Source organism: Pseudomonas sp. FSL R10-2189, from assembly GCF_009600325.1.
In the GTDB taxonomy this organism is placed as follows: domain Bacteria; phylum Pseudomonadota; class Gammaproteobacteria; order Pseudomonadales; family Pseudomonadaceae; genus Aquipseudomonas; species Aquipseudomonas helleri.
The window spans coordinates 15,326-36,191 of the sequence record NZ_WIVZ01000022.1 but is presented as its reverse complement, the minus strand read 5'-3'; the positions used below and the strand labels follow the sequence as shown (position 1 = coordinate 36,191).

Annotated in this window: 19 protein-coding genes; 4 read left to right on the top strand and 15 right to left on the bottom strand. The window is 60.6% G+C overall.

Annotation, left to right across the window (positions count from 1 at the left end; all coding sequences use genetic code 11):
• Nucleotides 1-83 precede the first annotated feature (83 nt).
• The 7 genes from GHO32_RS16500 to GHO32_RS16470 form a co-directional block, all read right to left on the bottom strand.
• A complete protein-coding gene (locus GHO32_RS16500) occupies nucleotides 84-641 on the bottom strand; it encodes an HD domain-containing protein (RefSeq protein WP_153335928.1) in 558 nt (185 codons plus the stop codon).
• Nucleotides 641-1,774, bottom strand: a complete 1,134-nt coding sequence (locus GHO32_RS16495) for a TIGR03364 family FAD-dependent oxidoreductase (RefSeq protein ID WP_153335929.1) — start codon at nucleotides 1,772-1,774, stop codon at nucleotides 641-643. The genes GHO32_RS16500 and GHO32_RS16495 overlap by 1 nt, the downstream gene beginning before the upstream one ends.
• A 141-nt stretch (nucleotides 1,775-1,915) precedes the next feature.
• Complete coding sequence (locus GHO32_RS16490) at nucleotides 1,916-2,938, bottom strand: putative 2-aminoethylphosphonate ABC transporter substrate-binding protein (protein ID WP_153335930.1); 1,023 nt, start codon at nucleotides 2,936-2,938, stop codon at nucleotides 1,916-1,918.
• 25 nt (nucleotides 2,939-2,963) lie between these two features.
• Nucleotides 2,964-4,688, bottom strand: coding sequence for a putative 2-aminoethylphosphonate ABC transporter permease subunit (locus tag GHO32_RS16485; RefSeq protein WP_153335931.1), 1,725 nt, complete (start codon nucleotides 4,686-4,688; stop codon nucleotides 2,964-2,966).
• Nucleotide 4,689: 1 nt separating this feature from the next.
• Nucleotides 4,690-5,766, bottom strand: coding sequence for a putative 2-aminoethylphosphonate ABC transporter ATP-binding protein (locus GHO32_RS16480; RefSeq protein WP_153335932.1), 1,077 nt, complete (start codon nucleotides 5,764-5,766; stop codon nucleotides 4,690-4,692).
• A 221-nt stretch (nucleotides 5,767-5,987) separates the two neighbouring features.
• Nucleotides 5,988-6,851, bottom strand: a complete 864-nt coding sequence (locus GHO32_RS16475; RefSeq protein WP_368668322.1) for a LysR family transcriptional regulator — start codon at nucleotides 6,849-6,851, stop codon at nucleotides 5,988-5,990.
• 16 nt (nucleotides 6,852-6,867) lie between these two features.
• Complete coding sequence (locus tag GHO32_RS16470) at nucleotides 6,868-9,123, bottom strand: heavy metal translocating P-type ATPase (RefSeq protein WP_153335933.1); 2,256 nt, start codon at nucleotides 9,121-9,123, stop codon at nucleotides 6,868-6,870.
• 86 nt (nucleotides 9,124-9,209) lie between these two features.
• Between GHO32_RS16470 and cadR the strand changes: the two genes are divergently transcribed.
• Nucleotides 9,210-9,659, top strand: a complete 450-nt coding sequence (gene cadR, locus GHO32_RS16465; RefSeq protein WP_153335934.1) for a Cd(II)/Pb(II)-responsive transcriptional regulator — start codon at nucleotides 9,210-9,212, stop codon at nucleotides 9,657-9,659.
• A gap of 121 nt (nucleotides 9,660-9,780) precedes the next feature.
• Here cadR and GHO32_RS16460 read toward each other — a convergent pair whose 3' ends face one another.
• From GHO32_RS16460 to GHO32_RS16450, 3 genes are read right to left on the bottom strand one after another with little or no spacing between them, the layout of a single operon-like run.
• Nucleotides 9,781-10,752, bottom strand: a complete 972-nt coding sequence (locus GHO32_RS16460; protein ID WP_153335935.1) for a thymidylate synthase — start codon at nucleotides 10,750-10,752, stop codon at nucleotides 9,781-9,783.
• A 50-nt stretch (nucleotides 10,753-10,802) separates the two neighbouring features.
• Nucleotides 10,803-11,609 (bottom strand): prolipoprotein diacylglyceryl transferase, encoded by an 807-nt coding sequence (gene lgt / locus GHO32_RS16455; protein WP_048390936.1) that lies wholly within the window; start codon nucleotides 11,607-11,609, stop codon nucleotides 10,803-10,805.
• A 12-nt stretch (nucleotides 11,610-11,621) separates the two neighbouring features.
• Nucleotides 11,622-12,404: a sulfite exporter TauE/SafE family protein gene (locus GHO32_RS16450; RefSeq protein ID WP_048371054.1), complete on the bottom strand. Its 783-nt coding sequence runs from the start codon at nucleotides 12,402-12,404 to the stop codon at nucleotides 11,622-11,624.
• Between the two features lie 120 nt (nucleotides 12,405-12,524).
• On the opposite strand from GHO32_RS16450, the gene GHO32_RS16445 reads away from it, so the two are divergent.
• A complete protein-coding gene (locus GHO32_RS16445; protein ID WP_153335936.1) occupies nucleotides 12,525-13,274 on the top strand; it encodes an NRDE family protein in 750 nt (249 codons plus the stop codon).
• Nucleotides 13,275-13,395: 121 nt separating this feature from the next.
• On the opposite strand, the gene ptsP is transcribed toward GHO32_RS16445, so the two are convergent.
• Nucleotides 13,396-15,675, bottom strand: a complete 2,280-nt coding sequence (ptsP, locus tag GHO32_RS16440; RefSeq protein WP_153335937.1) for a phosphoenolpyruvate--protein phosphotransferase — start codon at nucleotides 15,673-15,675, stop codon at nucleotides 13,396-13,398.
• Between the two features lie 21 nt (nucleotides 15,676-15,696).
• On the bottom strand, nucleotides 15,697-16,176 hold the full coding sequence (locus GHO32_RS16435; RefSeq protein WP_019828104.1) for an RNA pyrophosphohydrolase: 480 nt from the start codon (nucleotides 16,174-16,176) through the stop codon (nucleotides 15,697-15,699).
• Nucleotides 16,177-16,318: 142 nt separating this feature from the next.
• Between GHO32_RS16435 and GHO32_RS16430 the strand changes: the two genes are divergently transcribed.
• Nucleotides 16,319-16,975 carry an HAD family phosphatase gene (locus GHO32_RS16430; RefSeq protein ID WP_153335938.1) on the top strand — a complete coding sequence of 219 codons (657 nt, stop codon included), beginning with the start codon at nucleotides 16,319-16,321 and terminating at the stop codon, nucleotides 16,973-16,975.
• An 82-nt stretch (nucleotides 16,976-17,057) separates the two neighbouring features.
• Here the strand turns inward: GHO32_RS16430 and GHO32_RS16425 are convergent, their stop codons facing one another.
• Entirely contained in the window at nucleotides 17,058-17,486 is a 429-nt protein-coding gene (locus GHO32_RS16425) for a DUF2269 family protein (protein WP_153335939.1), read from the bottom strand.
• Nucleotides 17,487-17,526: 40 nt separating this feature from the next.
• Nucleotides 17,527-19,041 carry a threonine ammonia-lyase, biosynthetic gene (gene ilvA / locus GHO32_RS16420; protein WP_153335940.1) on the bottom strand — a complete coding sequence of 505 codons (1,515 nt, stop codon included), beginning with the start codon at nucleotides 19,039-19,041 and terminating at the stop codon, nucleotides 17,527-17,529.
• A 132-nt stretch (nucleotides 19,042-19,173) separates the two neighbouring features.
• Between ilvA and rpiA the strand changes: the two genes are divergently transcribed.
• Nucleotides 19,174-19,845, top strand: a complete 672-nt coding sequence (rpiA, locus tag GHO32_RS16415) for a ribose-5-phosphate isomerase RpiA (RefSeq protein ID WP_048390926.1) — start codon at nucleotides 19,174-19,176, stop codon at nucleotides 19,843-19,845.
• An 88-nt stretch (nucleotides 19,846-19,933) separates the two neighbouring features.
• Here rpiA and GHO32_RS16410 read toward each other — a convergent pair whose 3' ends face one another.
• Nucleotides 19,934-20,842, bottom strand: a complete 909-nt coding sequence (locus GHO32_RS16410) for an SdiA-regulated domain-containing protein (protein WP_048390924.1) — start codon at nucleotides 20,840-20,842, stop codon at nucleotides 19,934-19,936.
• Nucleotides 20,843-20,866: the final 24 nt, after the last annotated feature.

Here is a 20,866-nt window from a genome sequence, read left to right as displayed (position 1 = left end):
CGGGCTTGCTCGCGATACAGGCAACACGGTGCATCCGCTAAAACGCGGTGATTTCATCGCGAGCAAGCCCGCTCCCACAAGGGTTAAGTGTTTAACAGGTTCAAGGCTTTGGCCTTGAGCTGTTGCAAGTCGATGAGCGGGGCGTGCAGTTGCTTGGCCTGTTCGTCCCACAGACGCATGCGCAGGCTAAGCTCGCACAGCGGGTCTTGCTCAAACGTAACGGCCTCGGCTTCGCTCATCACGCCGCCCTGGTAACCCAAGGTCCTGATACTGGCTTCGCTCAACAGGTCGTAGTAGCCGGGTTGGCGCAACGTCAGGTAGCGCTTGGCCTGTACGTGGTATTCCACCAGTTTGGCCATGCGCTCACTGAACCCCGCCCGGCGCAGGTAATCGGCGCCCACCTGTTCATGGCTGACCACGCCGTATCCGCCCATGTTCGGCGCATCTTTAACGCATAAATGCCCAATGTCATGAAAGAACGCAGCCAACACCACTTCATCGTCATGCCCTTCGGCCATCGCCCGTTGCGCCGCCTGGGACATGTGTTCGATCTGTGACACGGGCTCGCCGATGTAATCGTCGGTACCGAACTGCTGATACAAGGCAAAAACCTGTTCTACCGCGAGTTGTGCCGGTGTCATCACGCCTCCCCCAGCAAACGCGCAATATTGCGCTCGGCCATCGCCGGGCCAACGCTCATGCCCACGCCGGTTTGCATCAAGGCGGCGCTCAGGCCTGGCGCAACAGGCAGCCAGGTAAACGGCTTGGCCCCGCGCGCGCCATAAACGCCTTGCCAGCGCTCCATCACCTGCACTTCACAGCCGAGCGTGTCTTCGCACAGTTGCAACATCCAGTTATCGACCTGTTCGGCGTTAAACGGTGATGGATCGCTGCCGTAATGGTGTGAATCACCGACGATCAACTCGCCGTAGGGCGTCGGGCTGATCAATAAGTGAATACCGTGCTCATCCAGGTACGGGCTGTCGCGCAGGATCTCGGCCTGCACCGTGGCCGCTTCCGGCAAATCGGCAAAAGCGCCGTAATGCACGCAGCTCAGGCCGGTGAGCAGGGCATGTTGCAGTTGCAAATCGATTGTTGGCCGCACTCGCAGCATTTGCAGGCGACAAACCTGTGGGTTGAGCGTCGCCAATGGCTCGGCCAGCAGGGTTTGATAGTCGTGCCCTGAACAGACAATCACCTGCGCGCCTTTAAAGCTGCCCGCCGTGGTGTGCACCTGCCCCGGCTCGACGTCGCGCACCAGGGTTGAGAAATGAAACTCGACGCCGAAGTCGCGCTGCAGGTACTGCACCAGCGCCGGAATGGCCTCACGCGAATACACCTGCTGATCGTCTAGCCCGTGCAGCGCGGCGCGATGGTGGTTGAACTGGCCGCCGTAGAGGGCGTCCAGTTCAGCACCGCGCAGCAGTTCGGCGCGGTAACAGTGTTCACGGGCACGGCCTTGGCAAAAGGCCTCCAGCAGGTGTTCTTCAGCCTCGGTGCGGGCAAACAGGTACGCGCCGTTGCGTTTGAGGTCAAAGCCCGCCTGCTGCGCCCACTCGCCCCAGATACCCCGGCTGGCCCGGGCCAGATCGAGCATCACCCCCGGTGGCTGGCCGGTGACCAGCGCCTGGCCGAAGTTGCGCACCGACGCGCCCAAGGGCGTGTGCGTGCGTTCGAAGACATGGACCTTAAGCCCGCGTTTGGCGGCCGCGTAGGCATGGGACAAACCCAGAATGCCAGCGCCGACGATAAGCACTGAGTTGGATGGTGACATCTTTAAATCCTTTGAAGACAGCAACCCTCACCCCAGCCCTCTCCCAGAGGGAGAGGGAGCAGATTTGAGTCGTACACACAATCGGGAAACACCTCAATAAAGCCCCCTCTCCCTCCGGGAGAGGGTTGGGGTGAGGGGCTTTTACTGCGCCACTTTCTCGGACTTGCCGTCATAGCGTTTGCGCCATTCGGTCAAAATCTGATCGCGGTTTTTTGAGGCCCAGGCGAAGTCGTTTTTGATCAGGCGTTGCTCGTAGTCAGCAGGCAATTCAGTCTGCGGCTTGGCAATGCCAGGCTGCGCGAGCACGGCGAAGTTCTCTTTATAAAGCTCCATCGCCGCCGGGCTGGCCGAGAAGTCAGCGAGCTTTTGCGCCGCCGCTTCATGGGGCGTGCCTTTGATCACGGCCGTGGCTTCGATCTCCCAGCCCAGGCCTTCTTTAGGCAGGATGATGTCCAGCGGCGCGCCCTGACGCTTGAGCTGCACGGCCGGGTATTCAAACGAAATGCCAATCGGGAACTCGCCCGAGGCGGCCAATTTGCACGGCTTGGAACCGGAGTGAACGTACTGGCCGATGTTCTGGTGCAGGCCGTCCATGTACACCCAGCCCTGCTTCTCGCCAAAGGTTTGCAGCCACGCGCTCACGTCCAGAAAGCCCGTGCCGGAAGACGCCGGGTTCGGCATCACGATCTTGCCCTTGTACTCGGGCTTGGTCAGATCTTGCCAGCTCACCGGCTTGCTCAGGCCCTGCTTTTCGGCCTCAACCGTGTTGAAGCAAATGGTCGCGGCCCACACGTCCATGCCGACCCAGGCCGGGGGATTGGCGGGGTCACGGTAGTTCGGGCCGATCTTGGCCAGGTCTTGCGGTGCGTAGGGTTGCAGCATGCCTTGCTGATCGAGGATCGCCAGGCTCGACGCGGCCAGGCCCCAGACGGCATCCGCCTGCGGGCGGTCTTTTTCAGCGAGCAGTTTGGCGGTGATGATGCCGGTGGAGTCACGCACCCACTTGATCTCAACGTCCGGGTTGGCCTTCTCGAAAGCTTGTTTGTAGCTCTTCAGTTGCTCGGCTTCGAGGGCGGTGTAGACGGTTAGCTCGGTTTTTGCGGCAAACGCGTTAACGCTCAAAGCGGTGAGGACAGCAGCGACAAGAGCAAGAGGCTTGAACATGGTGCGGCTCCTTGAGGTGGAAGGGTTATTGCGCCGGTGCGCCTTGGCGCCAGGCTTGGGAGCGGCGCAACACGCCGCGTGAAGCCCAGGCCAGGAGCAGGGACACGCCAATGGAGGTCAGCAAAATCAGGGTCGACATGGCCGCCGCGCCGCCCACATTGCCGGCGTCGTCCATGTTCAGCACCGCCACCGCCGCGAGGATGGTGTCAGGGCTGTAAAGGAAGATCGCCGCCGACACGGTGGTCATCGCCGAGACGAACAGGTAGCGCACGATATCCAGCAGCGCGGGCAGGCAAATCGGTACGGTGACGCGCCAGTAATGGCGGTACAGCGGCGCCTTGAGCGACAGCGCAGCGGCTTCGAACTCGCCATCGAGCTGGCGCAACGCGGTGCTGGCGGTCATTTGTGCGGTGGTCAAATAGTGAGCAATGGTGCACACCACCAGCAGCGCCATGGTCCCGTAGAAGACATGCAGCGGGTTGCCCGGCAGATTGAAGAAAAACACATAGCCCAGCCCCAGCACCAAACCCGGCACCGCCATGGGGATGAAGCTGAGCATGCGCAGCACCAGGTTCAGGCGCTTCTGGGTGTGGGTTTTTTCCATCAGGTAGGCGCCGGTGAAGATCACCGCGCTGCCGATCAGCGCCGTGCACAAGGCCATGGTCACGCTGTTGCGATACGCCAGCCAGCCGCCACCGGCGGTGTCGTTGAACTGGTAGTGGTTGAGGGACAGCGACAGGTTGTACGGCCAAAATTTGACCAGCGACGAGTACACCGCCATCCCGAACACCAGCAGCAAGGCGGCGCAGATCAGCAACACGATGGCCAGGTAGCAGCCATCTCGCAACCTCGAAGGCACCGGCTTGAACACCTGGGCACGGCCGCTCATGGCGTCGCCGTGCTGACGGCGCAGCCAGGCATCGACGCCGAAGCTGAACAGCGCGGGCAACAGCAAAACCATACCGATCAAGGCGCCGCGACCAAATTGTTGCTGCCCGACCACCGCTTTGTAGGCTTCCAGCGCCAGCACCTGATAGTCGCCACCCACCACCACGGGTACACCGAAGTCGGTGATGGTCAGGGTGAACACCAGGCAAAACGCCGCGAACACGGCCTGACGCGTGCCCGGCCAGGTAATGCTGCGAAAGGCTTTGAACGGCCCGGCGCCCATGCTCGACGCCGCATCAAACAATCGGGCATCGGCCAGCGACAAGGCGGACAGCAGAATCATCAAAGCATGGGGAAAGGTGTAGATCACCTCGCCGAGGACGATGCCCCAGAAGCCGTAGATGTTGTCTGCAATCAGCCCGCGCAGCAGGCCCTGATTGCCGAACAAATACACCAGCGCAATGCCCGGCAACATCGACGGCGCCATCAGTGGCAGCAGCGACAACCCGCGCCAGACGTGTTTGCCGGGGATCAAGGTGCGTTGCAGCGCGTAGGCAAACAGGTACGCCAGCGGTACGACAATCGCCGCTACGCTGAGCGACACTTTAAGGCTGTTGCCCACCAGCCAATGAAAGTTATCGCTGGTCACCAACTCCCGCGCGGCGACCCAACCACCGCCCTGGCCGTCTTGCGCACTGAAGCCACGCCAGAAGATCGCCAGCAACGGCATCAGCACGGCAATCGTCAATAACAGCAGCAACAGCAATTTGCCGCCGAGGACAAACAACGTGTCGCCCCGTTCAGCCCGCACAGCGTTGCGGGCCAGGGTGTCGGACAGGGGCAAGGTCATTGGCGCGGCCATGTCAGGCAAACACCTGAAGGCTGTTCGGCGGCAAGGCGACGAAGATGTCCTGGGCGCCGAGACGCGGCAAATCCTGGCTGCCGACTTCGGCGGTGAGCGGATGGCCCGGCAGGTGGTTGAGTTCGAAGCTCATGCGGCAGCGATTGCCGAGGAAGGTGATGTCCCGTACCCGTGCCGGGAACAGGTTTTCTTCGTGCAGCACCGGGTTGACGCTGATCGCCTCGGGACGACAAAACAGCCGCCCCGACTCGACGCGCCCGGCGTCGGCCGCCAAGCGCATGTTGACCCCGCCGACCTGCGCGTAGGTGCCGCTGTTGTGGTCAAACGGCAGCCAGTTGCCTTGCCCGACAAACTCGGCAACAAAGGGCGTGGCAGGCTTGTTATAGATCTCTTGCGGGGTGGCGTACTGCTCGACCTTGCCGTTGTTCATTACGGCGATGCGGTCGGCCATCAGCATGGCTTCGTCCTGGTTGTGGGTCACCATCAAGGTGGTAATGCCCAAGCTGCGCTGCAATTGGCGCAACTCGGTGCACAAATGCTCGCGCACCCGGGCATCCAGCGCCGACATCGGTTCGTCGAGCAACAGCAGCGACGGTGCAGGCGCCAAAGCGCGGGCCAAAGCAACACGCTGCTGCTGACCGCCGGACAGTTGGCCGGGGAATTTCTTTTCGCTGCCTGTGAGGCCCACCAGTTCGAGCATCTCGCTGACGCGCTTGCGCACCACGTCACGGTTGCTGCCGGCCAACCCGTAGGCGATGTTGGCCTCAACGGTCAGGTTGGGGAACAGTGCGTAGGACTGAAACAGGATCCCGTAGTCCCGTGCTTGCGGGGCGAGGTCTGAGACATCCCGTGAGCCGAGGTACAAAACGCCATCGTCCTGACGTTCCAGCCCGGCGATGCAGCGCAGCAAGGTGGTTTTACCGCACCCTGAGGGCCCAAGCAGACACACCAGCTCACCCGCCGCCACCTCCAGCGAGACGTTGTCCAGCGCGGTAAAAGCGCCAAAGCGCTTGCTCACGTTGCGCACCTTCATCGGCACGCCGGGTTGGGTCAAAGGGGTTGCGTTCGAGCGGTTCATGGATGCACCTCATCAAGCAGATGGGGTCATCCTAGAGACGCTATGCGTACAAGATGTGGCAATCAGGCAAAAGCGGCCGATAGAGGTATTGGTGGATTTGGGTAGATCAAAATCAAAAGCGCCCTCTCCCGGAGGAAGAGGGAACAGACCGCACACGGATTCAAGAACACCACCTATCAGCTCCTTCTCCCTCCGGGAGAGGGTTGGGGTGAGGGGCTTGTTCAGCAGCCTGCCATTTCCTGCGCCAGCCCCAGAAAAGCCGCAGGCAAGCGCGCTGACTTTCGCTCTTTCAGGCAATACAAATACTCGGCGATCATCGGCGCACCTTCGAGGGTCAGTACGCGCAGTTGCGGGTCGTGGGGGACTTCCTGGCGGGCGATGATGCTGATGCCGATACCGCGTAGCACCGCTTCACGTATCGACTCGCGGCTGCCAATTTCCAACAGCGGGCCAAAACCGACCCCGGCGCTGCCAAGCAGTTCTTCGGTCAATTTACGCGTGGTCGAGCCTTGCTCGCGCATTAGCAGGCAGTGCCCGGCCAAGGCACTCAGCGGCACGTGATCGAGCTTGGCCAGCGGGTGATTGCGGTGCACCGCCACCACCAGCGGGTCAGAGCCCAATACCCGGCGTATCAGCCGTGGGTCTTCCAGCAACTGCGACGAGGCGGCGATGTCGACGCGGTATTCGTCCAGCGCTTCGAGCACTTGCTGGGAGTTGCCAATGTCTACCGACACGACAATTTGCGGCAGGCGTTCGCGGAAGGCTTTGACCAGATCAAGGATGTAATACGGCGCGGTGGCGGCGATGCGCAACGTGCCGGTGCCGTGGCCGCTGTTGCGCAAAAAGAACTCGATATCGGCCTCTTGCTGCAACAGCGTTTTAACCATGGGCAGCAAGCGCACGCCTTCATCGCTGAGGGTCAGGCGCCGCCCGCCACGGTAGAACAGTTCTACGCCGTACTGGCTTTCGAGCTGGCGGATCTGGGTGGTCACGGTCGGCTGGCTCAACCCGAGCTTTTTCGCCGCCTGTGTGATGCTGCCCAACTGGGCCACCCGGTAAAACGCTTTCAGCTCGGCACTCAGCACTGTGGCCTCTCTTGATCTATTTGCGCACCAGGCGCAACCCGTTAAACACCACCAACAGGCTCACGCCCATGTCAGCAAAGACGGCCATCCACATGGTGGCCAAGCCCATGAAGGTTACCGCAAGAAAGATCGCTTTAATGACCAATGCCAAGGCAATGTTCTGTTTGAGGATGCTCGCGGTGTCCCGTGACAAGCGAATGAAGGCCGGGATTTTGCGCAGATCGTCGTCCATCAGGGCGACATCTGCGGTCTCAATGGCGGTATCCGTACCGGCTGCCGCCATGGCAAAACCGATCTCGGCGCGGGCCAATGCCGGGGCGTCGTTGATGCCGTCACCGACCATACCCACGTGATGGCCCTGTGCATAAAGGGCTTCGATGGCTTTGAGTTTGTCCTCTGGCAGCAAGTTGCCCTGCGCCTGGTCAATGCCCACTTGAGCCGCAATCGCGTTGGCGGTGTGCGGGTTGTCGCCGGTCAGCATCAGGGTTTTGACCCCCAGCGCGTGCAGCTCGCGGATCGCTTCGCGGCTGGTTTGCTTGACCGTGTCGGCCACGGCGAACAAGGCCATGGGACCTGCGCTGTCGATCAGCAAAATCACCGTTTTGCCTTGTTCTTCCAGCGCAAAGAGCTTCTCTTCAAGGGCGGGCGAGCACAGGCCCAGCTCTTCGATCAGGCGGTGGTTACCCAAGTGGTAAACCTTGCCGTCGATGTCGCCACGCACACCGCGCCCCGCCAGCGCCGTGAAGTTATCCACAGTGCGCAGCGCCAGGTTTTTATCCTCAGCGGCATTGGCCACGGCCATCGACACCGGGTGATCCGAGCGCGAAGCCAGGCTTGCGGCCAACAACACAGCGCTTTCGGTGTGCAGCGGGTCGAGCGGCAGATAGTCGGTTTGCACCGGCTTGCCGTGGGTGATGGTGCCGGTTTTATCCAGCGCCAAAAAGTCCAGCTTGTGGCCGCTTTCGAGGTACACACCGCCTTTGACCAGGATGCCTTTGCGCGCAGCGGCCGCCAGACCGCTGACGATGGTCACCGGGGTCGAGATCACCAGCGCGCACGGGCACGCCACCACCAGCAACACCAGCGCACGGTAGATCCAGTCGAACCACGCTTCGCCCATAAACAGCGGCGGGATAATCGCCACAGCCAAGGCCAGCAGGAACACCACCGGGGTGTAGATTTTGGAGAAGCTGTCGACAAAACGCTGGGTCGGCGCACGGGCGCCCTGGGCTTGTTCCACCGCCAGAATGATGCGCGCCAGGGTCGAGTTGTTGGCCGCTGCGGTAACGCGAAACTCCAGCGAACCGGCCTGGTTGATGGTGCCCGCAAAGACTTTATCGCCCACGGTTTTTTCCACCGGCAGGCTCTCGCCGGTAATCGGCGCCTGATCGATGCTTGAGCTGCCCGCCACCACTTCGCCGTCCAGGCCAATGCGCTCGCCCGGCTTAACCCGCACGATGACACCCAGTTCGACGTCTTTAACCTCACGTTCAAGCCATGTGCCGTCAGCTTGCTGCACGGTGGCTTTGTCCGGGGCCATTTGCATCAGGCCGCTGATGGCGTTGCGCGCACGGTCCAGAGACTTGGCCTCGATCAACTCGGCCACGGTAAACAGAAACATCACCATCGCCGCTTCGGGCCATTGGCCGATCAGCAGGGCGCCGGTCACGGCGATGCTCATCAGCGCGTTGATGTTCAGGTTGAGGTTTTTAAGGGCAATCCAGCCTTTTTTGTAGGTGGTCAGGCCGCCGCTGAAGATCGACACCAACGCCACCAGCGCAATCACCCAAGTCGGCGCTGCGCCGGTGAAGTGCAGCACTTCTGCCGCCAAAGCACCGACACCGGAGACCGCCAACGGCCACCAATGCTTTTTCGGCGCAGGCGGCAGCGGCGCGTCAGAATCGGCGCCGGTTTGCAGCGGGTCGGCCTGCATGCCCAGGGATTTAATGGCCGCGACAATCGGATCGGTCGACGGCAGGTCGTGGGTCACCACCAGCACGCGATTGATCAGGTTGAACTCCAACTGCTGCACACCGGCCAGCTTGCCCAGTTTGTTCTGGATCAGGGTTTGCTCGGTCGGGCAGTCCATGGCTTCAATGCGGAAACTGCTCAGGCGCGCGCCCACGGTGGGCGTGGCACTGAGTTTGATCACGCTCGGCCCGGCAGCGCTTGAACAGCAACTGTGCGCGTGGCTGGCGTGGTCGTGCTTTTCCTCATGGCCGTGGTCATGGTCAGCGTGTGGTGTGTGCGGGGTGTGAATGGAGTCGCTCATCGGGTGCGTCCGAAAAAAGGTGCCTGTTGCCAAGTAAAGACCCTGTAGCCACTATAGGGTCAAGCATCCTTTGGGAGATAAGCGCGATGAAGATTGGTGAACTGGCGAAATTGACCGATTGTCAGGTCGAAACCATCCGTTATTACGAGCGTGAAGGCTTGTTGCCAGAGCCTGCGCGCAGTGACGGCAACTACCGTTTGTACACCCAGGCCCATGTTGAGCGGCTGACGTTTATCCGCAATTGCCGCAGCCTGGACATGACCCTCGAAGAAATCCGCAGCCTGCTCAACCTGCGCGACAGCCCGCAGGACCAATGCGAAAGCGTGAATGCGCTGATCGACGAGCACATCCACCACGTCAAGGCGCGCATTGATGGCTTGCAAGCCTTGCAGGCGCAACTGCTCGACCTGCGCCAACGCTGTGGCGAAGGGCCGGAGATGGATCAGTGCGGGATTTTGCAGCGTCTGGAAGTCAGCGGCTCAGTGGCAGCGCCAGAAGGCGAGCCAAGCCATGTGGGCAGAAGCCACGGGCATTAGACCAACAGCCTCGCCCCGTGGGAGCGGGCTTGCTCGCGATACAAACGACGCGGTGCTCTTTTAGACCACAGCGATTCGATCGCGAGCAAGCCCGCTCCCACAAGGCGCGAGGGGAGTGGTGTTACACCGCCATCGGTGCGGTCATGGGGGCGTGGTGCTGGTAGCCTTCGAGGCTGAAGTCGCCCGGCTCGATCAGTTCCAGCCACTCCGGCTGATAAACGCCGGTCTTGGCGAATTCCGGTACGCGGTCCGAGATCACCAGTTTTGGCATCGGGAACGGCTCGCGGGTCAGTTGTTCGTTGAGCATGTCCAGGTGGTTTTCATACACGTGGGCATCGCCAATGAAGTAGGTGAACCAGCGTGGCGTGTAGCCGGTCAGGCGGCCGATCAGGCTCAGCAAGGCGGCGCCTTCGGTCAGGTTGAACGGCGTGCCCAGGCCCAGGTCGTTGGAACGGATGTAGAGGGTCAGGGAGATTTCCTTGGTCTCGACGTTCGGGTGGAACTGGTACAGCAGGTGGCACGGCGGCAGGGCCATTTCGTCGAGCTGGGCGCAGTTCCAGCCGTGGAACAAAATGCGGCGGCTGCCCGGGTCATTGATGATCGTGTCGACGCACTGGCGCACCTGGTCGATGGCCTTGTACAGCACCACGTAGGCCTCGCCGTCTTCATCGCCTTCGGCGATCTGGCGATACCCCTGGCTCAGGCACAGCTCGATGGCGGCCTGGTTGCTGCGCGCCACTTGCTTGTAGGCCGGCCACTTGCGCCATTGCACGCCGTAGATCTCGCCCAGGTCGTCTTCGCCCTGACGGAACGGGTTGGCCAGCCATTGGGCGTTTTCGTTGGCGTTCTGGTCCCAGACCTTGCAACCCAGCGCACGGAAGTCAGCAGCGCTGTTGACCGGGCGCAAAAAGCCGCACATCTCGCCAATCGCCGATTTGAACGCCATGCGGCGCGTGGTGATGGCCGGGAAGCCTTCTTTGAGGTCGTAGCGCAACATGGCGCCCGGCAGACTGATGGTCTTCACGCCGGTACGGTTGGCTTGCAAGGTGCCGTTTTTAATGACGTTGGCAACGAGGTCGAGATATTGCTTCATGGTTTTCCTAGCGTTTGAATGCAGGGCCGCGCGGGCCCTGCGATTCGAATTTAATGCGCAGCCTTTTGAGCCGCCGGATCACGGTTGTAGGCCAGCCAGATCAGGAACAGGCCGCCCGCGATCATCGGCAGGCAAAGGATTTGCCCCATCGTTACCCAGCCGAACGCCAGGTAGCCTAGCTGAGCGTCCGGCACGCGGACGAACTCGACGATGAAACGGAAGATCCCGTAAAACAGGGCGAACATCCCGGAAACCGCCATTGTAGGGCGAGGTTTGCGCGAGTACAGCCACAACACCAGGAACAGTGCCACACCTTCCAGGGCAAACTGGTAAAGCTGCGACGGATGGCGCGCCAATTGTTGTGGGTCGGTGGGGAAGATCATCGCCCACGGTACGTCGCTGGCCTTGCCCCACAACTCGCCGTTGATGAAGTTACCGATGCGCCCAGCGCCCAGACCAATCGGCACCACAGGAGCGATGAAGTCGAGGATCTGGAAGAACGATTTGCCGTTGCGCTTACCGAACCACCAGGTTGCCAGCATCACGCCGATCAAGCCGCCGTGGAACGCCATGCCGCCTTTCCATACTTCGAAAATCAGCAGCGGGTTGGCTATGTAGGCGCTCAGGTCATAGAACAGCACGTAGCCCAGGCGGCCGCCGACTATCACGCCCATGGCCACCCAGAACACCAGGTCCGAGAGTTTCTCTTTGTTCCAGGTCGGGTCGAAGCGGTTGAGACGTCGCGACAGGATCAGCCAGGCGGCGCCAATGCCGATCAGGTACATCAAGCCGTACCAATGGATTTTCAGCGGTCCGATAGCCAATGCCACCGGGTCAATCTGCGGGTAAGGCAGCATTGCGACTCCTCGTTAGATCAGGAAACTCAAACCGACACAGAACAACAGTGCGGCAAACAGCCGTTTCAGCAGGCGCGGCGAGAGTTTGTGAGCCAAACGCGCACCGAAACGGGCAAAAAACATGCTGGTCAGGGCGATCCCGACCAACGCGGGTATGTAAACAAACCCGAGACTATGCGCGGGCAAGTCAGGGTTGTGCCAGCCAATCATCATGAAACTTAACGCACCGGCAACCGCGATGGGCAGGCCGCAGGCCGACGAGGTGGCCACGGCTTGCTGCATGGTCACGCCGCGCCAAGTCAAAAACGGCACTGTCAGCGAGCCGCCGCCGATACCGAAAATCGCCGACGCCCAGCCAATTACGCTACCGGCCAAGCTCAGACCCACCTTGCCCGGCACCGTTCGGCTGGCCTTGGGTTTTAAGTCCAGGGCCATTTGCAGGGCGATGATCACGGCAAACACGCCAATGATTTTCTGCAAGTGCGGGCCGGAGATCGCTTCGGCGGTCAGCGCGCCAATCCCGGCCCCGACCAGAATGCCCAGGCTCATCCAGGCAAACAGCGGCCACAGCACCGCGCCTTTGCGGTTGTGCGCAATCACCGAGTTGATCGAGGTAAAGATAATGGTCGCCAATGACGTGCCAACGGCCAAATGGGTCAACACCTCGTTGCTGAAACCTTGCAAGGTGAAACTGAACACCAGCACCGGCACGATGATCAGCCCGCCACCGACTCCGAACAATCCGGCCAGTACGCCAGCGAAGCCCCCCAACACCAGATAGAGCAGAAATTCCATGACGCCCCCTATTTTTGATCCGCATGGTAACGGAGCAAGGGCTCGGGCTCCATCCCGCATGGCGTAACACGCAGGGGCAATCTATAAGTACAGTGATTAAAAAAACATTAAGGACTGCCCATGTGCCTGATTGTCTTCGCTTGGCGCCCCGGCCACGCACAGCCTCTGGTGGTTGCGGCCAACCGAGATGAATTTTATGCGCGCCGCACTAAACCGTTGGCCCAGTGGGTTGAAGCGCCACAGGTGTTTGCCGGGCGTGACCTGCAGGCGGGCGGCACCTGGCTCGGCATAGGGGCCAATGGCCGCTTTGCCGCGCTGACCAATATCCGTGAACCGCACCAACCGCCCGGGCGACATTCACGGGGTGAGCTGGTGTCTGATTTTTTGAGTGGCAACCAGTCCATTGCTGAGTATTTCGACGATATTGGCGGACGAAGGCTGAGTTATGCCGGTTTTAACCTGCTGTTGGGGGATCGCGATCAGCTCTGGCATTTCAACTCCCGAGAGCTGGTGCCGCAGCCCCTGAGTGCGGGGCTGTATGGCTTGTCGAATGCCGGGCTGGACACCCCGTGGCCCAAGCTGCTCCGGGCCAAGGCGGCGCTGGCCGAGGTGCTGAACGACCCGCAGCCGCAAGCCTTGCTGGCCCTGCTCAAAGACCCACAAGCAGCGCCCTTCAATAAACTGCCCGATACCGGCGTCGGGCTGGCCACAGAGAAGTTGTTGTCGAGCGTGTTTATCGCCAGCCCCACGTACGGCACCCGCGCCAGCACCGCGCTGATCGTCAATGCCGATGGTTCACGGGTGATGGTGGAGCACAGCTTCGGGCCGCTGGGCGGGCGTTTGGGTGAGGTGCGGCTGGAACACCCCTGACTCATGCCAAAACCTGTAGCCGCTGCCGAAGCATGAGGCTGCGATGGGTTGCGCAGCGACCCCATACAGCGGGCCTGCGGACCGCATCGCAGCCTCGTGCCTCGGCAGCGACTACATGGCTTTAATACGGCTTGATCGCCGCCGGGTTCATCATGCGCGTCAGGCCCATGTTTTTCAGGGCCAACTGGATGGTGCTGCGAATGACTTGCGGGTTGTCGATGGTCATCACTTCAGCCAGCAACTCTTTGGCCCGGCTCAGGCTGACCTGGCGCAACATCCACTTCACCTTGGGCAAGTTGGTGGCGTTCATCGACAGGCTGTCAAAACCCATGGCCATCAACAAAATCGCCGCCGCCGGATCACCGGCCATTTCGCCGCAAATGCTCGCAGGCTTGCCTTCGGAATGCGCATCACGCACCACCGATTGCAGGGCTTGCAGGACCGCCGGATGCAGGTAGTCGTACAAATCGGCCACCCGCGGGTTGTTGCGGTCTACTGCCAATAAGTACTGAGTCAAGTCGTTGGAACCTACCGATAAAAAGTCCACCTGACGGGCCAGCTCTTTGGTCTGGTACACCGCCGCCGGGACTTCGATCATCACGCCGATCGGCGGCATCGGCACGTCGGTGCCTTCGTCGCGCACTTCACCCCAGGCACGGTGCAGCAGGTGCAGGGCTTCTTCGAGTTCGTGGGTGCCGGAGATCATCGGCAGCAAGATGCGCAGGTTGTTAAGACCCTCACTGGCCTTGAGCATGGCCCGGGCCTGCACCAGAAAGATTTCCGGGTGGTCGAGGGTCACGCGGATCCCGCGCCAGCCCAGGAACGGGTTGTCTTCTTTGATCGGGAAGTACGACAGCGACTTGTCGCCGCCAATGTCCAGGCTGCGCATGGTCACCGGCTGCGGGTGGAAGGCCGCCAACTGCTCGCGATAAATCGCCAACTGCTCTTTTTCGCTCGGGAAGCGCTGGTTGATCATGAACGGCACTTCGGTGCGGTACAGACCTACGCCTTCTGCGCCACGCTGTTGCGCGCGCGCCACATCGGCCAGCAGGCCGGTGTTGACCCACAGCGGCATGCGGTGGCCGTCCGGGGTGATGCACGGCAGCTCGCGCAGAGCGTCGAGGCCCTGGGACAACTGGCGTTCTTCTTCCACCACGTCGGCGTATTGCTTGCGCAACACGTCGCTGGGGTTGGTGTAGACCTCACCATGGTAGCCGTCGACGATCATCTGGATGCCGTCGACCTTGGAGTACGGCAGGTCAACCAGGCCCATCACGGTCGGGATGCCCATGGCACGGGCCAGAATCGCCACGTGGGAGTTACCCGAACCCAATACCGAAACCAGGCCCACCAGCTTGCCTTCAGGCACTTCGCCGAGCATGGTCGCTGTCAGTTCTTCACTGACCAGAATGGTGTTGTCGGGGTAGACCATGGTTTGCTGGTGATCGTGTTGCAAATAGGCCAGCAAGCGGCGCCCGAGGTCACGCACGTCCGACGCCCGCTCGCGCAGGTAGTCGTCGTCCATCAATTCGAAACGGTTGACGTGATCAGTCACCACCTGACGCAGCGCGCCCTGGGCCCACTGACCGGTCTTGATCACATTTTTGACTTCGCTGCCCAACGAGGCGTCGTCGAGCATCATCAGGTACACGTCGAACAGCGCCTGCTCTTCGGGGCGCAGCTGCGTGGCGAGCTTCTTCGACACCGCGCGCATGTCGTTGCGCACGCCTTCGAGGGCGTTTTTGAACAGCGCTATTTCAGCAGGGATATCGGTGATGGTTTTGTCGGGCACCACGTCCAGATCGGCCGGTGGCAGCATGACCACCGCGGTACCCACCGCCGCACCGGGCGAACCGGGCACGCCGACGAACTTGGCTTCCTGGATACCCTTGCCCTGCCGCCCCAGGCCACGAATCGACCCCGTGGCTTCTGCGTGGGCAATAACCCCGGCCAATTGCGCGCTCATGGTCACGAGGAAGGCTTCTTCACCCTCATCGAACTGGCGGCGTTCTTTTTGCTGAATGACCAACACCCCCACCACACGGCGGTGGTGGATAATCGGCGCGCCGAGGAATGAGGCATAGCGCTCCTCACCGGTTTCGGCAAAGTAGCGGTAGCGCGGGTGATCGGCGGCGTTTTCGAGGTTCAGAGGTTCTTCGCGGGTACCCACCAGACCGACCAGGCCTTCGTTGGGTGCCATGCTGACTTTGCCGATCGAGCGCTTGTTCAAGCCCTCGGTGGCCATCAGTACAAAACGGTTGGTCTCTGGATCAAGCAAATAGACCGAGCAGACCTGGCTGCCCATGGCCTCTTTGACGCGCAACACAATAATCCCCAACGCCGCCCTGAGATCTTTGGCGGCGTTTACTTCCTGGACGATCTTGCGCAGCGTATTGAGCATGGCTCGGGGTCGAACTCCGTGTCAGGCGCGCGTTAATAGGCGCGGTGCAAGTTCTTTGAGCGCGCGACGGTAGACCTCGCGCTTGAATGTCACCACCTGGCCCAACGGATACCAATAGCTGACCCAGCGCCAGCCATCGAATTCCGGTTTACCGGTTAAATCCATCCGCACCCGCTGCTCATTCGAGACCAGGCGCAGCAAAAACCACTTTTGCTTCTGGCCGATGCACAGCGGTTGGCTGTGGGTACGGACCAGGCGTTGCGGCAAACGATAACGCAACCAGCCTCGCGTGCAGGCGAGTATTTCTACATCTTCGCGTTCCAGGCCAACTTCTTCGTTCAGCTCGCGGTACAAGGCGTCTTCCGGCGTCTCATCAGGGTTGATTCCGCCCTGTGGAAACTGCCACGCGTCTTGATTGATACGGCGAGCCCACAGTACCTGTCCGGCATCATTTGTCAGAATAATCCCGACATTAGGACGGAAACCATCGGGGTCGATCACGGCAACAACCTCGCAAACGCATGTCGCCGCATTGTTCCACAAAGGTTGTGAAAGCAGCAACGCGCCTTCCTGCCTTATGTGCACTCTTATTAAAAGACCGTATTCTGTGGGCTTTCAACCGACAGCTCAGCGGGTAATTGCAATGCGTTTGGCTTTATTCGACTTGGACAACACCCTTTTAGGCGGCGACAGCGACCACGCGTGGGGCGATTACCTGTGCGAACGCAACATTCTGGACGGTGACGCCTACAAAGCCCGTAACGACGAGTTTTACCAGGATTACCTGGCCGGCAAGCTCGACAATGCCGCCTATCTTAATTTCAGCATGGAAATTTTTGGCAAAAATGACATGGATCAACTCGATCAATGGCACCGCGAATTCATGCGCGACTGCATTGACGACCTGATGCTGCCAAAAGCCCAGGCACTGTTGGCCAAACACCGCGACGCGGGCGATACGCTGGTGATCATCACCGCGACCAACCGGTTTATCACCGCACCCATTGCGGCAAAGCTGGGCGTGGAACATTTGATCGCCACCGAATGCGAGATCGTTGATGGCCGTTACACCGGCCGCAGCACTGACGTGCCGTGCTTCCGTGAAGGCAAAGTGGCACGCCTGAACCGCTGGATGGCCGAAAACGGCCACAGCCTCGAAGACAGCTACTTCTACAGCGATTCGATGAACGACCTGCCATTGCTGGAGCAAGTGACCCACGCCGTGGCCGTCGACCCGGATGAAAACTTGCGGGCAGAAGCGGTTAAACGTGGCTGGCCGGTGATTTCGCTGCGCGACTAACCCCAATCCTGAAGGAGCGAGCTTGCCTCGCGATCTTTAAAGTCAAAAGATCGCGAGGCAAGCTCGCTCCTACAGGGGGTGGTTAAACCGGTTTTGCGCCCATCATGGCCGCAATCGCAATAAAGCAAATCGCACAAAAGGCCGCCAGCACCACGGTAAAGCCCGGGTGTTTGGCCATTCGCCCCAGCCGCAAGCGGTTGAGGCGCACCAGCAGCCACAACCAGCTTAAGCCACCCAGCAGGTACAGACTGCTTCCGCCCAGCAACCACAGCTGGCTCAGCGGCCAACCCGCCATGTGCACCAAAAACCAGCCACTCACCGGCAACGCCAGCAGGCACAGGCCCATCAGCCCCCAGAGAAACGCCCATGGGCGGCGCACCAGGCCACCCGCCAGGAAGGCGTCACCGGCACGCCGACGGCGAATCACCACAACCAGCAATACAAGCGCACTGACAAACAGCAGCAGTGTCGACATGCCATGCAGCAGTTTTAACGCGGTGAACGTTTCCATTTGATTTATCTCTTGAGCCGTTCAATCAGCGTAGCGTTTATCAGCCAAGAAACAGCTGATACGCCGGGTTATCGCTTTCATCCCAGTACGGATAGCCGATTTCAGCCAGCGCCGCAGGCACCAGGTGGCGTTCATCGGCGGGCACTTGCAGACCGGCCATCACACGGCCATCTGCCGCGCCATGGTTACGGTAATGGAACATCGAGATGTTCCAGCGCCCGCCCAGCTTGCTGAGGAAGTTGAACAGCGCCCCCGGGCGTTCCGGGAATTCAAAGCGGAACAGCAACTCATCGCTGACCTTGGCCGCGTGCCCGCCCACCATGTGGCGAATGTGCAATTTGGCCAATTCGTTTTCAGTCAGGTCGACCACCGGGAAGCCCTGCTCGGCCAAGCTGGCCAGCAACGCGCTACGCGGGTCGTTCTCGGGATGGGTCTGCACACCGACGAATATGTGGGCCTCGCTGCCGGTGTGGTAGCGGTAGTTGAATTCGGTGATCTGGCGCTTGCCGATCGCCTGGCAGAACGCCTTGAAGCTGCCCGGCACCTCGGGGATGGTCACCGCGATGATCGCCTCGCGGCCTTCACCCAATTCGGCCCGCTCGGCCACATGGCGCAAACGGTCGAAGTTAACGTTGGCGCCCGAGTCGATGGCCACCAGCGTCTGGCCGCGCACACCGCGTTGCTCGACGTATTTTTTGATCCCGGCCACGCCCAGCGCACCCGCAGGCTCGGTGATCGAGCGGGTGTCATCAAAGATGTCCTTGATGGCCGCGCAGATTTCATCGGTGCTCACGGTGATGACTTCGTCGACGTAGTCTTTGCAAATATCAAACGTGTGCTGGCCGATCTGGCCCACGGCGACGCCGTCGGCGAAGATCCCGACGCTTGGCAAGACCACGCGCTCACCGGCCGCCATTGCGGCTTGCAGGCAGTTGGAGTCATCGGGCTCGACGCCAATGACTTTAATATCTGGCCGCAGGTACTTCACATACGCCGCAATACCGGCAATCAATCCGCCACCGCCCACCGGCACGAAGATCGCATCCAGCGGCGTCGGGTGCTGACGCAGAATTTCCATCGCCACGGTGCCCTGCCCGGCGATGGTGTGCGGGTCATCGTAGGGGTGTACGTAAACGTAGCCTTTTTGTTCAACCAGTTGCAGCGAGTACGCCAGGGCTTCCGGGAAGGAGTCACCGTGCAGCACCACAATACCGCCACGCGAACGCACGCCTTCAATCTTGATCTCAGGGGTGGTTTTGGGCATCACGATGGTGGCTTTCACCCCCAGCACCTTGGCGGCCAGCGCCAGGCCTTGTGCATGGTTGCCGGCCGAGGCGGTGACGACGCCGCAGGCACGCTCGGCGTCGGTCAATTGCGTGAGCTTGTTGTAAGCGCCACGAATCTTGAACGAAAACACCGGCTGCAAATCTTCGCGTTTGAGCAAAATCTGGTTGCCCAGACGCGCAGACAACTGATTGGCAGGCTGCAAGGGGGTTTCTACCGCGACGTCATAAACGCGCGAGGTGAGTATCTTCTTAACGTACTGTTCGAGCATCGGAAAGCTTCACTGGGCGGTTAGCAGGGACCAAGGAGTCTACCCCAGCGTTTACACGGGCGACCATACGAATCCAAAGGTTTTAGTTATACTCCACGCCCTTCTGTTTACCCTTCCCGCCCCGGAGCCCGCATGACCCAGGATCAACTCAAACAAGCCGTAGCCCAGGCGGCTGTCGACTTCATCCTCCCGAAACTGGATGACAAGAGCATCGTTGGGGTCGGCACCGGCTCCACGGCCAACTGCTTCATTGACGCGCTGGCCTTGCACAAAGGCGCTTTTGACGGTGCCGTGGCCAGTTCCGAAGCCACCGCCGCACGCCTCAAGGGCCACGGGATTCCTGTGTACGAGCTGAACACCGTGAGCGATCTGGAGTTCTACGTGGACGGCGCCGATGAGAGCGACGAAAACCTCAACCTGATCAAAGGCGGCGGCGCAGCCCTGACCCGCGAAAAAATCGTCGCGGCCGTGGCCAAAACCTTTATCTGCATCGCTGACGCCAGCAAGCTGGTGCCGGTGCTGGGCGCGTTCCCGCTGCCGGTTGAAGTGATCCCGATGGCCCGCAGCCACGTGGCCCGCGAACTGGTCAAACTGGGCGGCGATCCGGTGTACCGCGAAGGTGTGCTGACGGATAACGGCAACATCATTCTTGACGTGCACAACCTGCAAATCGTCGACCCGGTGAAACTGGAAACTCAGATCAACGCCATCGTCGGTGTGGTGACCAACGGTTTGTTCGCTGCGCGCCCGGCGGACCTGTTGCTGCTGGGGACGCCTGAAGGCGTGAAAACCCTGAGCAAATAACCCGTAACCGTGTAGGAGCGAGCTTGCCTCGCGATCTTTTAAACGATCAAAAGATCGCGAGGCAAGCTCGCTCCTACACGGTGTTGATTCAGGGCTTTTTGAACACGTAAAACAGGTTCGGCTCGCTCACCAGATACAGCGTCCCTTCGTCGTCCATGGCGACGCCTTCCGCTTGCGGCACTGACTCTTGCAGACCATTGCGGCCCTTTTTCAGCGATAACGTGCTGAACGGGCGGCCACTGATGTCCAGTTCCAGCAGCAACTTCGACTCATCCGACAGCGCCAGCAAATGGCCGCTGCGCTCATCAAACTGCAAGCTCGATAAATCACGCACAAACAGTCGCGCATCACGTCGCGGGTTGGTAATCACGTGGGTGGCATAGGGTTGTTGCGGGTTGTCATGGGGAAAGCCGCGCACTTCGTAAATCAGCATCGGGTCGCGCTCCTTGGCCACAAACAGGCGCTTGCCTGCCGAGTCGTACGCCAGCCCCTCGAAGCCTTTGTTGCCCGACGGGCTGATGCCCAAGGTCAGTTGCTCGGCATCTGCGGCATTGAGCTCGCGGGTGGCCTCGTCGATTTTCACTTTGATCAGGCGCTGGGTGTATTCATCGGTGATCACGTAGGTGTTCTCATCAATGAACTCTATGGCCTCGGCATCACCAAACCCGGTCAGTTTTATCCGCCGCACTATCCGCCCATCCAGCGATAACTCCACCAGTTCCGGGTTTTTATTGGTCACGGTAAACAGGCTTTTGCGCACCGGGTCGTAGGTCAGGGCCGAGACATTGTCTTCAAGCCCCTCAATCACCCGGCCTTGCAGCACCGCACGGTAATCGCCCAGGTTGATGGCATTCGGGTTGGCAGGCTGCCACAGCAGGCTGAGGTTGAACCAGGTTCGGTCGAACAGGCGGTAATGCTGGGCCGCGAAGCCCGCGGCCAACAGCGCCACGAGCAACACGCCCAGAAAAAGCGGGGTAGAACGGCTGACACGCGACATAAGGACAAGCTCTTGAAAAATCAG

Bases quoted from the DNA above. Each gene is read 5' to 3' on its own strand.
- GHO32_RS16500 (WP_153335928.1), bottom strand. From the start codon at position 641: ATGACACCGGCACAACTCGCGGTAGAACAGGTTTTTGCCTTGTATCAG.
- GHO32_RS16495 (WP_153335929.1), bottom strand. From the start codon at position 1,774: ATGTCACCATCCAACTCAGTGCTTATCGTCGGCGCTGGCATTCTGGGT.
- GHO32_RS16490 (WP_153335930.1), bottom strand. From the start codon at position 2,938: ATGTTCAAGCCTCTTGCTCTTGTCGCTGCTGTCCTCACCGCTTTGAGC.
- GHO32_RS16485 (WP_153335931.1), bottom strand. From the start codon at position 4,688: ATGGCCGCGCCAATGACCTTGCCCCTGTCCGACACCCTGGCCCGCAAC.
- GHO32_RS16480 (WP_153335932.1), bottom strand. From the start codon at position 5,766: ATGAACCGCTCGAACGCAACCCCTTTGACCCAACCCGGCGTGCCGATG.
- GHO32_RS16470 (WP_153335933.1), bottom strand. From the start codon at position 9,123: ATGAGCGACTCCATTCACACCCCGCACACACCACACGCTGACCATGAC.
- cadR (WP_153335934.1), top strand. From the start codon at position 9,210: ATGAAGATTGGTGAACTGGCGAAATTGACCGATTGTCAGGTCGAAACC.
- GHO32_RS16460 (WP_153335935.1), bottom strand. From the start codon at position 10,752: ATGAAGCAATATCTCGACCTCGTTGCCAACGTCATTAAAAACGGCACC.
- lgt (WP_048390936.1), bottom strand. From the start codon at position 11,609: ATGCTGCCTTACCCGCAGATTGACCCGGTGGCATTGGCTATCGGACCG.
- GHO32_RS16450 (WP_048371054.1), bottom strand. From the start codon at position 12,404: ATGGAATTTCTGCTCTATCTGGTGTTGGGGGGCTTCGCTGGCGTACTG.
- GHO32_RS16445 (WP_153335936.1), top strand. From the start codon at position 12,525: ATGTGCCTGATTGTCTTCGCTTGGCGCCCCGGCCACGCACAGCCTCTG.
- ptsP (WP_153335937.1), bottom strand. From the start codon at position 15,675: ATGCTCAATACGCTGCGCAAGATCGTCCAGGAAGTAAACGCCGCCAAA.
- GHO32_RS16430 (WP_153335938.1), top strand. From the start codon at position 16,319: ATGCGTTTGGCTTTATTCGACTTGGACAACACCCTTTTAGGCGGCGAC.
- GHO32_RS16425 (WP_153335939.1), bottom strand. From the start codon at position 17,486: ATGGAAACGTTCACCGCGTTAAAACTGCTGCATGGCATGTCGACACTG.
- ilvA (WP_153335940.1), bottom strand. From the start codon at position 19,041: ATGCTCGAACAGTACGTTAAGAAGATACTCACCTCGCGCGTTTATGAC.
- rpiA (WP_048390926.1), top strand. From the start codon at position 19,174: ATGACCCAGGATCAACTCAAACAAGCCGTAGCCCAGGCGGCTGTCGAC.
- GHO32_RS16410 (WP_048390924.1), bottom strand. From the start codon at position 20,842: ATGTCGCGTGTCAGCCGTTCTACCCCGCTTTTTCTGGGCGTGTTGCTC.